The organism is Pseudomonas sp. RIT411, from assembly GCF_003057735.2.
In the GTDB taxonomy this organism is placed as follows: Bacteria; Pseudomonadota; Gammaproteobacteria; order Pseudomonadales; family Pseudomonadaceae; genus Chryseomonas; species Chryseomonas oryzihabitans.
This window is the reverse complement of record NZ_QBIZ02000017.1, coordinates 13,368-26,039: the sequence shown is the minus strand read 5'-3', so window position 1 is coordinate 26,039 and position 12,672 is coordinate 13,368. Positions and strand designations below refer to the sequence as shown.

Genomic DNA, 12,672 nt, shown 5'->3' with positions numbered 1-12,672 from the left:
GGGCTCCTTGGCGATCAGCGAGAGGTTTCAGCGGCGAGCGGGGCTTCGGCAGGCGGCGTGGGCACGCCGCGCAACTCGACGCGCTTGATCTCGCCGACGACGAACAGGTAACTGATGGCGGCCACCAGGGCATTGGCACCGACGAACACCAGGGCCATCTTGAAGGAACCGGTGGCGGCGATGATGTAGCCGATGATGATCGGGGTGGTGATGGACGACAGGTTGCCGATGGTGTTGAACAGGCCACCGGAGAGGCCGGCGATCTGCTTGGGCGAGGTGTCGGAGACCACCGCCCAGCCCAGGGCACCGATGCCCTTGCCGAAGAAGGCCATGGCCATGAAGCCCACCACCATCCAGTCGGCGTCGACGTAGTTGCAGAGGATCATGCTCATCGACAGCAGCATGCCGGCGACGATGGGGGTCTTGCGCGCCACGCTCAGGCTGCTGCCGCGACGCAGTAGCCAGTCGGAGATCACCCCGCCGAGCACGCCGCCGATGAAGCCGCAGATGGCCGGCAGGGAGGCGATGATGCCGGCCTTGAGGATGGTCATGCCGCGTTCCTGCACCAGGTACACGGGGAACCAGGTCAGGAAGAAGTAGGTGAGGGCGTTGATGCAGAACTGGCCCAGGTAGATGCCGGCCATCATGCGATTGGTCAGCAACTGGCCGATGTAGCTCCACTTCGGACCTTCGCTCTTCTTGCCGGGGGTGTCCAGGTCGACCAGGCCGCCATTGCTGGCGATGTACTCGACCTCGGCGCTGTTGGCGCGGGGATGTTCGCGGGGGCTGTAGATCACCGCCATCCAGACCGCCGAGAAGGCGATGCCCAGGGCGCCCATCACCACGAAGACGTGCTGCCAGCCGAAGTGGTAGACGATCCAGCCCATCAGCGGCGCGAACAGCACGGTGGCGAAGTACTGCGCCGAGTTGAAGATGGCCGAGGCGGTACCGCGCTCCTTGGTGGGGAACCAGGCGGCGACGATGCGGGCGTTGCCGGGGAAGGAGGGCGCTTCGGCCAGGCCGACCATGAATCTCAGGGCGAACAGCAGGAACACCGCGGTGCCGATGCCGAATTCACCGATGTAGCCTTGCAGCATGGTGAACACCGACCAGGTGAAGATGCTCGCCGCATAGACCTTCTTCGAACCGAAGCGATCGAGCAGCCAGCCGCCGGGGATCTGGCCGAGCACATAGGCCCAGCCGAAGGCGGAGAAGATGTAGCCGAGGGAGACGGCACTGATGCCGAGGTCTTTTTGCAGGGCGGAGCCGGCGATGGAAATGGTGGCGCGGTCGGCATAGTTGATCGTGGTCACCACGAACAGCATGAACAGGATCAGATAGCGGACGCGCGTCTGCTTGGTTTCGTGCATGGAGAGCTCCCACTGGTTTGTTTTTGTGTGCGGGCTGACATCGTGTAGCGGGCTTAGGTTGTAAGTCGTCTGACAACGATAGCGCTATCATTAAACAGATAACGCTATCATTCAACCGTTAAATCTGTGGCCGGGCGCAAAAAGTGGCTAGGAGCTCTGCCGCTCGATCAGGGCGAAACCGGTGTCGAGGCTTACCGCAGTTTGATCGCCCGCGAGACGGTCGAGCAGCGCCTGGGCGACACGCTGGCCCATGGCATCGGCGTTGACGCTGACCGTGGACAGCGCCGGGGTGGCGAAGCGGCCGTTGGTGGTATCGCCGAAGCCGACCACCGCCAGCTGTTCGGGGATGCGCAGGCCGCGGCTGCTGGCTTCGGCGACCACACCCAGGGCCAGGGTGTCGGAGCTGCACAGCACCAGCTCCGGCGGCTCGGGGCGTTCCAGCAGGCGCGCCAGGCCGATGCGGCCGACTTCCCAGGTGGCGGGTAGGGGCAGCACCTCCATGGGCAATTCGGGGATGCCCAGCTCGACCAGGCGGGCCTGCAGAGCCAGGTTGCGGCGCATGGCGCGAGGATCGTCCACCGAGATCACCCCGAAGCGGCGATAGCCGCGGGCGACGAAGTGCTCCGCCAGGGCGACGCCGACCTGCTCGTGGGAAAAGCCCACCTGCATGTCCAGGGCCTCGGCGCTCAGGTCCCAGGCTTCCACCACCGGGATGTTCAGCGCCGCCAGCCGCGCGCGACTGGCCGGGGTGTGCAGGGTGCCGGTGAGGACGATGCCATCGGGGCGGCGGCCGAGGATGGCTTCCAGCAGTTCCTCTTCCTTTTCCGGCGAATAGCCGGTCGGACCGATCAGCGCCTGGTAGCCCGCCGCGGTGAGGCGATCCATGATCGCCTGCACCACGGTGGCATAGATGGAATTGGCGATGGTGGGCAGCAGGATGGCCACCAGCCGGCTCTTGCTGGAGGCCAGGCTGCCGGCCAGCAGATTGGGCACGTAGCCCAGTTCCTTGACCACGGCCAGGACATGCTCGCGGGTGGCGGCGCTCACCAGGCTCGGGCGGTGCAGTGCCCGGGACACGGTAATGGGCGACACCCCGGCGGCGAGGGCGACCTCGCGCACGGTGAGGGGCAGCTCGGTGGTGCCATCGAGCTGGGCGAGTTCGCGTCGGGACTTCCTGGCCAAAGCGGGTCCTTGGATGAGAGAGGCTGCCATTATGAGAGCAAGCCCCGGCGGTTGCCATGGGCGCCGGCCAGGGCCCCGGCTAGTTGACCGCTCGCGTTGCCCGGGCGCGGCCGACCCGCGATTGATTGGGGCGACCGAGCAGGGCGGAAACGTCCCGTCCGGCGCGGACCAGTCTCTCCAGGTCGACGCCGGACGCTATGCCCAGGCCATCCAGCAGATAGACCAGGTCCTCGCTGGCGACATTGCCGCTGGCGCCCTGGGCATAGGGACAGCCGCCGAGCCCGGCGACGGAGCTGTCGAACACCGCGACGCCTTCGAGCAGGCTGGCGTAGACGTTGGCCAGGGCCTGGCCATAGGTGTCGTGGAAATGCCCGGCCAGTTGGCTAAGGGGCACCTCCCGGTCCAGTCGCTGCCAGAGCGCCCGGGTCCGGCCCGGGGTGCCGACGCCGATGGTATCGCCCAGGGAGACCTCGGCGCAGCCCAGCTCCAGCAGTTCGCGGGTCACGCTCGCCACCTGGTCGGTTGCGACCTCGCCATCGTAGGGGCAGCCCAGCACGCAGGACACATAGCCGCGCACCCGGATGCCCGCCGCCCGCGCGCCCTCGACCACGGGCACGAAGCGCGCCAGGCTCTCGGCGATGGAGCAATTGATGTTGCGCTGGGAGAAGCCCTCCGAGGCGGCGGCGAACACGGCGATCTCGTCCACCCCCGCCGCCAGGGCGGCTTCGAAACCTTTCAGGTTGGGCACCAGTACCGAGCGCACCACGCCCTCGGGCCGGCCGAGTCCTGCCAGCACCTCGGCGGTCCCGGCCATCTGCGGCACCCAGAGTGGCGAGACGAAGCTGCCCACCTCCAGATGATGCATGCCACTGGCGATCAGCGCCGTGCACAGCTGGATACGCTCGGCGATGCCCAGCGCCTGGGGCTCGTTCTGCAGGCCATCGCGGGGTCCGACCTCGACCAGCCGCACCCGGGACGGCAGGGCATCGCTCATGGTGCCACCTCCTCCAGTTCCACCAGCGGGGCGCCCTCGGCCACCAGCTCGCCCGGGCTACAGAACAGCGCCGCCACCACGCCCGCACGGGGCGCGCGGATGCTGTGCTCCATCTTCATCGCCTCCAGCACCACCAGCGGGGCCCCGGCTTCCACGGCGTCGCCGACGGCCACCGAGACGGCTACCACACTGGCGTTCATCGGCGCGGTAAGACCACCGGCATCCGCCTGGCGCGCGACCTCGGCCAGCGGATCGGCCCAGATGACGGCTTCGAATCGGTCCTGCCATTCGACAAACAGCGTCGGCCCTCGGCGATGGAGGCGGGCGCTGTGGCGAACGCCGTCCACCTGCCAGTGGAGCCGATCACCGCTCAATGCGACGGCCAGCGGGTCGACCAGGCTCAGGCTGCGCACCTCGCCACGACAGGCCAGGCGCAGCGCGATGTGCGGTGGTCCACCCAGGCGCCAGCCCTGGCGGGACGCCCAGGGTGACGTGGGATCGGCAGCGGCGGGCAGCGTCGCCAGCCAGGCCTGGCCCGCCAGGGTCCAGAAGGCCTCCGGCAGTTCTGCGGGTGCGGGCAGCAAGGCCGCCTGATGCCGCTCGATGAAACCGGTGTCCAACTCCGCCGCGGCAAAGGCCGGATGGGCGAGCAGGCGCTGCAGGAAGGCGAGGTTGGTGGCGAAGCCGCCCACCGCGGTGTCCTGGAGCATGGCCAGCAACCGCTTGCGCGCCTGTTCGCGGCTGTCGCCCCAGGCGATCAGCTTGGCCAGCATGGGATCGTAGAAGGGCGACACCTCGTCACCTTCCTCCACGCCGCTGTCCACTCGCCGCCCGGGACCGGCCGCGGGCTCGTGATAGAGCTGCAGGGTGCCCGAGGCCGGCAGGAAGCCCTGGTCGGTGTCCTCGGCATAGAGGCGCACCTCGATGGCGTGGCCGTGCAGCGGCACCTGGGCCTGGGTGAGGGGCAGGGCTTCGCCTGCGGCCACGCGCAGCTGCCAGGCCACCAGGTCCAGGCCGGTGATGGCCTCGGTGACCGGGTGCTCCACCTGCAGCCGGGTGTTCATCTCCATGAAGAAAAAGTCGCCACGGGCGTCGAGCAGGAATTCCACGGTGCCGGCGCCGACATAGCCGATGGCCTGGGCCGCCTGCACCGCCGCCTCGCCCATGGCCCGGCGCAGGTCGGGCGTGAGACCCGGCGCGGGCGCCTCCTCGATCACCTTCTGGTGGCGGCGCTGGATGGAGCAGTCGCGTTCGTTGAGATAGAGGCAATGGCCGTGCGCATCGGCGAACACCTGGATCTCCACATGGCGCGGTTGCAGCACGTATTTCTCCACCAGCATCCGTGCATCGCCAAAGGCCGAGAGCGCCTCGCGCTGGGCCGAGGCAAGGCCTTCGGCCAGGTCGGCTTCGTGTTCGACGATCTTCATGCCCTTGCCGCCGCCGCCGGCGGTGGCCTTGAGCAGGACCGGATAGCCGATGCGCGCCGCGGCGTTACGAAAGGTGGCCAGGGACTGGTCCTCGCCGTGATAGCCCGGCACCAGGGGCACCCCGGCATCGGTCATCAGCGCCTTGGCCGCGGACTTGCTGCCCATGGCGCGGATCGCCGCGGCGGGAGGGCCGACGAAGACCAGCCCGGCCGCGGCCACCGCCTCGGCGAAGGCGGCATTCTCGGACAGGAAGCCGTAGCCCGGATGGATCGCCTGGGCGCCGGTGGCCAGGGCCGCGGCGACGATGCGCTCGCCCAGCAGATAGCTGTCGGCCGGCTTGGTCCCGCCCAGGTCCACTGCCTGATCGGCCTGGCGCACATGGCGGGCGTCGGCATCGATGGCGCTGTGCACGGCGACGGTACCCAGGCCGAGGGCCTTGGCCGTACGCATCACCCGGCAGGCGATCTCGCCGCGGTTGGCGACGAGCAGACGGTCGAAGGTCATGGCGAGGTCTCCTGCCAGGCGGGACGACGTTTCTCCAGAAAGGCCTGCAGGCCTTCCTGGGCCTCGGGGGTGACGCGTACCTCGGCGATCAGGCCCTCGGTGAAGGAGCGCACCTCGGCGCGGGGTGCGCCCGCGCCTGCGCCGTCCAGCAACCGCTTGCAGGCGCGCAATGCCTGGGGCCCGTTGTCCAGCAGCCGGGCGATCCAGGCCTCGACCAGGGTGTCCAGGTCGGCAGCCGGCGCCGTCTCGGCCACCAGGCCCAGCTCGGCGGCGCGTTCGCCGGAAAAGCGCTCCGCGCCGAGCATGTAGCGCCGCGCCATGCGCTCGCCAAGGGCGCGAGTCACGAAGGGCGCGATGACCGCCGGCACCAGGCCGATGCGCACCTCCGACAGGCAGAAGGTGGCGTCTCCCGCGGCCAGGGCCAGGTCGCAGCAGCTGACCAGTCCCACCGCGCCGCCGAAGGCCGCGCCCTGGACCACCGCCAGGGTCGGCATCGGCAAGGCCTGCAGGCGATACATCACCTCGGCCAGGCGCTCGGTGTCGGCGCGGTTGGCGGCGGCGTCCAGGCGGGCCGAGGCCTGCATCCAGGCGAGGTCGGCGCCGGCGCAGAAGTGCCGCCCGCGGCCACGCAGGAGCAGAAAGCGCAGCTCGCCATCGCTGGCGATCTCGGCGAGCACGCTGCCCAACTCCGCGATCAGCTGCGCATCCAGGGCATTGTGGCGATCCGGGCGATCGAGCCAGAGGGTGGCGAAGCCGCGTGGATCACGGATCAGTTCCAGGGTGTGGAAGTCAGTCATGGCCTACATCCGGAAGACGCCGAAGGTCGTCGGCTCGAGAGGGGCGTTGAGACTGGCCGACAGGGCCAGGGCGAGGACCTCGCGGGTCTGGGCCGGGTCGATCACCCCGTCGTCCCACAGCCGCGCGCTGGAATAGTGGGCATGGGCCTGGCGTTCGTACTGCTCGACGATGGGGGCCTTGATCCGCGCCGCCTCCTCGTCGTCGAAGGACTCGCCGGCGCGTTCGGCCTGCTCGCGCTTGACCTGCACCAGCACCCCGGCCGCCTGCTCGGCACCCATCACGCCGATGCGCGCGTTGGGCCACATCCACAGGAAGCGTGGATCGTAGGCGCGACCGCACATGCCGTAGTTGCCGGCGCCAAAGCTGCCGCCGATGATCACGGTGAATTTGGGTACCTGGGCGCAGGCCACCGCGGTGACCAGCTTGGCGCCGTGCTTGGCGATGCCGCCTTCCTCGTATTTCTTGCCGACCATGAAGCCGGTGATGTTCTGCAGGAACAGCAGCGGGATGCGACGCTGGCAGGCCAGTTCGATGAAGTGCGCGCCTTTCTGCGCCGATTCGGCGAAGAGGATGCCGTTGTTGCCGAGGATGGCCACCGGATGGCCGTGCAGGTGGGCGAAGCCGCAGACCAGGGTGGTGCCGAATTGCGCCTTGAATTCATCGAAGACGCTGCCGTCCACCAGCCGCGCGATCACCTCGCGCACCTCCAGCGGCTGCCTGGGATCGGCCGGCACCAGACCGTGCAACTCCTCGGCCGGGTAGAGGGGCGGCATAGGCGTCTTCAGCTGCAAGTCGCCCAGCTTGCGCCAGTTGAGGTTGGCGATGCAGCGCCGGGCCAGGGCCAGGGCATGGGCATCGTCTTCGGCGTAGTGATCGGCCACGCCGGAGGTCCGGCAATGGACATCGGCGCCGCCCAGTTCCTCGGCGCTGACCACCTCGCCGGTGGCGGCCTTCACCAGCGGCGGACCGGCGAGAAAGATGGTGGCCTGCTGGCGCACCATGATGGTCTCGTCGCTCATGGCCGGCACATAGGCGCCACCGGCGGTGCAGGAGCCCATCACCACGGCGATCTGCGGGATGCCCTGGGCGCTCATGGTCGCCTGGTTGAAGAAGATCCGCCCGAAGTGCTCGCGGTCAGGAAAGACGTCCTCCTGGCGCGGCAGGTTGGCGCCGCCGGAATCCACCAGATAGAGGCAGGGCAGCCGGTTCTGCAGGGCGATGGCCTGGGCGCGCAGGTGCTTCTTCACCGTGAGCGGATAGTAGGAGCCGCCCTTCACCGTGGCGTCGTTGGCGATGATCATGCACTCGACGCCCTCGATGCGGCCGATGCCGGCCACCACCCCGGCGGCCGGTACCTCTTCCTCGTAGACGTCGAGGGCGGCCAGGGCGCCGATTTCCAGGAAGGGCGAGCCTGGGTCCAGCAACAGATCGATGCGCGCGCGGGGGAGCAGCTTGCCGCGCGCGGTATGGCGCGCCTGGGCCTTGGCCCCGCCGCCTTCGCGGATGCGCGCCAGCAGCCCGTCGAGCCGGGCCAGTTGTTCGGCCATGGCGGCGGCGTTGCGCTGGTAGTCCGGGGTGCGCCGGTTCAGCGTGGAGGTCAGCACGGTCATGAAGGCGTCCTCACCGGGTTTCGTTGAACAGCTCGCGGCCGATCAGCATGCGGCGGATCTCGCTGGTGCCGGCGCCGATCTCGTAGAGCTTGGCGTCGCGCAGCAGGCGGCCGGTGGGGTATTCGTTGATGTAGCCGTTGCCACCGAGGATCTGGATGGCTTCCAGGGCCATCTGGGTGGCCTTCTCGGCGGTGTAGAGGATCACCCCGGCGGCGTCCTTGCGGGTGGTCTCGCCGCGGTCGCAGGCCTGGGCCACGGCATAGAGATAGGCGCGGCTGGCGTTGAGGCCGGTGTAGAGATCGGCCACCTTGCCCTGGATCAGCTGGAATTCGCCGATGCTCTGGCCGAATTGCTTGCGGTCGTGGACATAGGGCAGCACCACGTCCAGGCAGGCCTGCATGATGCCCACCGGGCCGCCGGCGAGGACCACCCGCTCGTAGTCCAGGCCGCTCATCAGCACCTTGACCCCGCCATTGACCTGGCCCAGCACGTTGTCCTCCGGCACCTCCACGTCGTCGAAGAACAGCTCGCAGGTGTTGGAGCCGCGCATGCCCAGCTTGTCGAACTTGCTGCCACGGCTGAAACCCTTCCAGTCACGCTCGACGATGAAGGCGGTGATGCCATGGGCCGCCTTTTCCGGTTCGGTCTTGGCGTAGATCACATAGGTGTGGGCATCGGGTCCGTTGGTGATCCAGGTCTTGCTGCCATTGAGCACATAGCGATCGCCGCGGCGTTCGGCGCGCAGCTTCATGGAGACCACGTCCGAGCCGGCATTGGGTTCGCTCATGGCCAGGGCGCCGACGTGCTCGCCGCTGACCAGGCTGGGCAGGTAGCGGGCCTTCTGCGCGGCGCTGCCATTGCGGTGGATCTGGTTGACGCAGAGATTGGAGTGGGCGCCATAGGACAGGGCCACCGAAGCCGAGCCGCGGCTGATCTCTTCCATGGCCACCGCATGGGCCAGGTAGCCGAGTCCTGCGCCGCCGTATTCCTCGCCCACGGTGATGCCGAGCAGCCCCAGGTCACCAAAGGTGCGCCAGAGATCCATGGGGAAGCTGTTGCTGGCATCGATCTCGCCCGCGCGGGGCGCCACCTCGCGGGCGACCAGGGTGCGCACCTGATCGCGCAGCAGGTCGAGGGTCTCGCCCAGGGCGAAGTTGAGACTCGGGTAGCTCATGGGGTCACCTGTTGTTGGGATTGTCGGGTGCGAGCGGTCAGCCGAACAGGCGTGCGCAGGGCGGCCGCCAGGCACGGTGCGGAGCGGAAAGGGACAGGGCGGGGCTGTTTCATCGGCCAGGCGCGGGCGTGGCCCGAAAGCGATAGCCGCAAGGACGTCGGGCAGGGCCGCCGACGGCGGGGCAAGGGTGCGCTCGACGCGCGGGTGCGGAACGCGGGCGCCAGGGCGCTCATGGTCCGTCCTCCTGTTCATTGTTCTTGTCATGGCGACCGCGAGAGGAAGGCGGCGCGCCTGTGCCTCTGAGTCTAGGAGGAGAAATGCGCTATCGTGAAACGATAAAAATAGAATCCAGGTATTGGAAAATCAGATGGCACTGCTCAAGGACATCTCGATGCGGCAACTGCGCTATTTCGTCGCCGCCGCCGAGAACAGCCAGTTCTCCCTGGCCGCCAGCGCGGTCAACGTCAGCCAGTCGGCGGTCACCACGGCGGTCAGCCAGCTGGAGGCGATGCTCGCCGTGCGGCTGTTCGAGCGCCTGCCCCACGGCGTCAAGCTCACCGCCGAGGGCCACCAGTTCTATCACCATGCCCGGCACATCCTCGACACCCTGCAGGACGCCGTCAGCCAGCCGCTGTTCCAGAGTCATGCCCTGACTGGCCAGGCGCGCGTCGGCGCCTCCTATGCAGTGCTCGGCTACTACCTGCCGACCCTACTGGCGCGCTTCAAGCGCAGCTATCCGCAGATCGACATCGACCTGCGCGACATGGACCGACCCAGCATCGAAGCCGGCATCACCGACGGCACCCTGGAGCTGGGCCTCACCGTCATCTCCAACGTCGACGCCACCCAGCCCTTCGAGCGTCATCTGCTGATGCGCTCGCCGCGTCAGCTCTGGCTGCCCAGCGCCCATCCGCTGCTGGCGCCGGAGCGCGTCACCCTGGCCGATATCGCCCCCTATCCCTACATCCTCGCCACGGTGGACGAAGGCGAGACCTCCACGTTGCGCTATTGGCGCGCGGCAGGCCTGGAACCCAACGTGGTGTTCAAGACCTCGTCCATGGAATCCCTGCGCGGCCTGGTCGCCCACGGCTTCGGCGTGACCATCCTCTCCGACATGCTCTATCGCGGCTGGTCGCTCGAAGGCCGCAAGCTGGAAGCCCGCCCGGTGGCCGATACCATCCCGCCCATGGAGCTGGGCCTGATCTGGAGTCCCGAGGAGCGCCTGGGCCCTGGGGCCCAGGCGTTTCGGCAGTTCCTCTGCTCCGCGAGCGGCGAGGCACGCGACCGCTAGGGTGGTGTTGCAGACCCTGTCTGCACGCTGTTGGCGACGGTTTCTGGTCCTTGGCGGCGCTGCCACTCTTCGCCATGGCCGTGCGCGGACGCGTCTTCACGCCTTGCCCGGTTGGAGCGCCGAATCGCCAAAGCGTCATTCGCCTTACACGAACGTCTGCGACGCCACATCGGGAATGCCGTGGTAGAGCGTCGTGGGCGAATCGGATGAACGAGGCGCGGCACGGGACGAAGGACGGGAGCCTAGTTGTATTCTGGTATACCATAATGTGTCAGTTGAACATTGTTCGATGGCTTCCCAAGACGCCTCGCTTCGATACGGAGATGCTTATGCGTACCTGGTTCAAGGATCTGAGGACGAATCACAAGCTGGCGTTGGGCTTTGGCAATGTCCTGCTGTTGACCCTGGCTATCGCGGCGACCGGCTGGAACACCATCGGCATGCTGGGGCGCAGTAGCGATCGGCTGGTTGCCATTGGTGAACTCACCGAAGCCGCCAAAGACCTGCGTATCGCCCGCCTGGATTACTCCCATCAAGCGAGCGAGACCGCCGCCAACCAGCTGGCCGCGCGCCTCAGGACCTTCAGTGACCAGCAGGGTGAACTGCAGCGGCTGGGCCTCGATCCGACCACTGAGCGATTGCTTGGCCAGCAGAGCGAACTGACCGGCAAATACGGCCAGACCTTGACCGCCCTGGTGGCGGCCTATGAGCGCCAGGGGCAGGCGGCGGGGCTGCTCGGCACCAGGGCCGACCAGGCCCTGCAGGCGGTGAGCGAGATCGAGAAGAACCTGGCCAGCAGCGATGCGCCGGAGTTCTATCCAGGCCAGCGCCTCGGGCAATTCCGCGCCATCGGGGTACTGGATCGGCGGCTGCGCGATGTAAGGTACAGCCTGCAACGTTACTTGCTCACCGGCGATGCCGACCAGCAAGCCAAGGCGGATGCCGACATGGCGGCCACACTGGCTGAACTGAAGCGCCGCCTAGTCAGCGCATCAGCCCGCGACAAGCCCAGCCTGGATCTGGCCGAACAGGCCCTGGTGCATTACCAGCGATCCATCGGCGACTTCCAGCAGGCGCGGCACCAGGCCGAGCAGGCTGCCAAGACCCTGCGCGGCCTGGAAGACCAGATTCTCCTCAAGGGTCGCGAACTGGCTACCCAGACCGTCGCTCAGCGCGACACGGATAGCCGGCAGGCCTACCGTTGGCTTGCCGTCATCACCGCCCTGGCGCTGCTGGCCGGGCTGCTCGCCGGCTGGCTCATCACCCGCCTGTTGATGCAGCCGCTGCGGGCTTCGCTGCTGCAGGCACGCCGCATCGCCGGTGGCGATCTGTCGTCGGTGCCCGCGGTGACGCGACGCGATGAACTGGGTCAGCTGCAAGCCAGCATGGGCGAGATGACCGCCGGGTTACGCGGCCTGGTTGGCCAGGTCCAAGAGGGCACGGCGCAGCTGCAGGGCGCAGCTCAGGGCCTCACCGCCAGTGCCGAGCGGACCCGTGAAGGGGTGGAGCGGCAAGGCCAGGAAACGCGGCAGGTGGCCACCGCCATCGTGCAGCTGACCGCGAGCGCCCAGGAAGTCGCCAGCCATGCCGAAATGGCGTCGCAGACCTCGCAGCAGGTCGAGCGGGCGGCGGGGGATGGTGATGCTCGGGTGCGCCAGGCGATCGCCGCGGTGGACACGCTCGCCCAAGAGATGCTGCAGGCCGCCACGGCGATGGATGCGCTGCTACGCGAGAGCGAACGCATCGGTGCGGTCACTGGGGTGATCAAGGCGGTCGCAGAGCAGACCAACCTGCTGGCGCTGAATGCCGCCATCGAAGCGGCGCGTGCCGGAGAAGCCGGGCGCGGTTTCGCGGTGGTGGCCGACGAGGTGCGCAATCTTGCCCGCAGTACCCAGCAGTCGGTCACCGAGATCGAGCGCAGCGTTGCCGATCTGGGTGACCGTGCCACCCAGGCTGCCGCCTGCATGGGTACCAGTCGCTCGCAGACCGGCCATGCGGTGACCCTGATCCAACATGCGGGTGAAGCCTTGCAGCTAATCGGCAACCAGGTCACCACCATGCAGGCGATGAATCTGCAGATCGCGGCGGCCGCCGAAGAACAGAGCCGGGTCGCTGGCGAGGTGGGGCGAAGCGTTGCCGTCGTCGAGGCGCTGGCCGAGGCCAGTGTCACCGCCAGCCAGGAAATGTCCACGGCCAGCATGGAGCTGGGACAGCTGGGGGAGGAATTGACGGCTCGGATCAGTCGCTTCCGCCTGTAGGCGGTCAAGGGCCTCGTCCGTCCGGCTGGCGGATGAGGTGCGTTCTCCTGGTCAACGTCCCTGA

At 68.0% G+C, this 12,672-nt stretch carries 9 protein-coding genes; 2 read left to right on the top strand and 7 right to left on the bottom strand.

What is annotated here, in order from left to right:
* Positions 1-14 precede the first annotated feature (14 nt).
* The 7 genes from DBY63_RS19685 to DBY63_RS19655 all read right to left on the bottom strand — a co-directional run bounded on the left by DBY63_RS19685 (position 15) and on the right by DBY63_RS19655 (position 9,059).
* Positions 15-1,370, bottom strand: a complete 1,356-nt coding sequence (locus DBY63_RS19685) for an MFS transporter (protein WP_027602164.1) — start codon at positions 1,368-1,370, stop codon at positions 15-17.
* Positions 1,371-1,517: 147 nt separating this feature from the next.
* Positions 1,518-2,552, bottom strand: coding sequence for a LacI family DNA-binding transcriptional regulator (locus DBY63_RS19680; protein WP_108582625.1), 1,035 nt, complete (start codon positions 2,550-2,552; stop codon positions 1,518-1,520).
* Between the two features lie 79 nt (positions 2,553-2,631).
* Positions 2,632-3,546, bottom strand: coding sequence for a hydroxymethylglutaryl-CoA lyase (locus DBY63_RS19675; RefSeq protein WP_108582624.1), 915 nt, complete (start codon positions 3,544-3,546; stop codon positions 2,632-2,634).
* Positions 3,543-5,477: an acetyl/propionyl/methylcrotonyl-CoA carboxylase subunit alpha gene (locus DBY63_RS19670; RefSeq protein ID WP_108582623.1), complete on the bottom strand. Its 1,935-nt coding sequence runs from the start codon at positions 5,475-5,477 to the stop codon at positions 3,543-3,545. Before DBY63_RS19670 ends, DBY63_RS19675 begins: the two co-directional genes overlap by 4 nt.
* A complete protein-coding gene (locus DBY63_RS19665; RefSeq protein WP_027602168.1) occupies positions 5,474-6,274 on the bottom strand; it encodes an enoyl-CoA hydratase-related protein in 801 nt (266 codons plus the stop codon). The genes DBY63_RS19670 and DBY63_RS19665 overlap by 4 nt, the downstream gene beginning before the upstream one ends.
* A 3-nt stretch (positions 6,275-6,277) precedes the next feature.
* On the bottom strand, positions 6,278-7,885 hold the full coding sequence (locus tag DBY63_RS19660) for a carboxyl transferase domain-containing protein (RefSeq protein WP_108582622.1): 1,608 nt from the start codon (positions 7,883-7,885) through the stop codon (positions 6,278-6,280).
* A gap of 10 nt (positions 7,886-7,895) precedes the next feature.
* The gene (locus tag DBY63_RS19655; protein ID WP_027602170.1) at positions 7,896-9,059 is read right to left on the bottom strand and encodes an isovaleryl-CoA dehydrogenase; all 1,164 of its coding nucleotides are present in this window, start codon (positions 9,057-9,059) and stop codon (positions 7,896-7,898) included.
* A gap of 367 nt (positions 9,060-9,426) precedes the next feature.
* On the opposite strand from DBY63_RS19655, the gene DBY63_RS19650 reads away from it, so the two are divergent.
* Both DBY63_RS19650 and DBY63_RS19645 read left to right on the top strand, forming a co-directional pair.
* Positions 9,427-10,350 carry a LysR family transcriptional regulator gene (locus DBY63_RS19650; RefSeq protein WP_108582621.1) on the top strand — a complete coding sequence of 308 codons (924 nt, stop codon included), beginning with the start codon at positions 9,427-9,429 and terminating at the stop codon, positions 10,348-10,350.
* A 329-nt stretch (positions 10,351-10,679) separates the two neighbouring features.
* Positions 10,680-12,608 (top strand): methyl-accepting chemotaxis protein, encoded by a 1,929-nt coding sequence (locus DBY63_RS19645; RefSeq protein ID WP_158541738.1) that lies wholly within the window; start codon positions 10,680-10,682, stop codon positions 12,606-12,608.
* Positions 12,609-12,672 lie beyond the last annotated feature (64 nt).

Coding starts and splice junctions, on each gene's coding strand:
- DBY63_RS19685 (WP_027602164.1), bottom strand. CDS start 1,370: ATGCACGAAACCAAGCAGACGCGCGTCCGCTATCTGATCCTGTTCATG.
- DBY63_RS19675 (WP_108582624.1), bottom strand. CDS start 3,546: ATGAGCGATGCCCTGCCGTCCCGGGTGCGGCTGGTCGAGGTCGGACCC.
- DBY63_RS19670 (WP_108582623.1), bottom strand. CDS start 5,477: ATGACCTTCGACCGTCTGCTCGTCGCCAACCGCGGCGAGATCGCCTGC.
- DBY63_RS19665 (WP_027602168.1), bottom strand. CDS start 6,274: ATGACTGACTTCCACACCCTGGAACTGATCCGTGATCCACGCGGCTTC.
- DBY63_RS19660 (WP_108582622.1), bottom strand. CDS start 7,885: ATGACCGTGCTGACCTCCACGCTGAACCGGCGCACCCCGGACTACCAG.
- DBY63_RS19655 (WP_027602170.1), bottom strand. CDS start 9,059: ATGAGCTACCCGAGTCTCAACTTCGCCCTGGGCGAGACCCTCGACCTG.
- DBY63_RS19650 (WP_108582621.1), top strand. CDS start 9,427: ATGGCACTGCTCAAGGACATCTCGATGCGGCAACTGCGCTATTTCGTC.
- DBY63_RS19645 (WP_158541738.1), top strand. CDS start 10,680: ATGCGTACCTGGTTCAAGGATCTGAGGACGAATCACAAGCTGGCGTTG.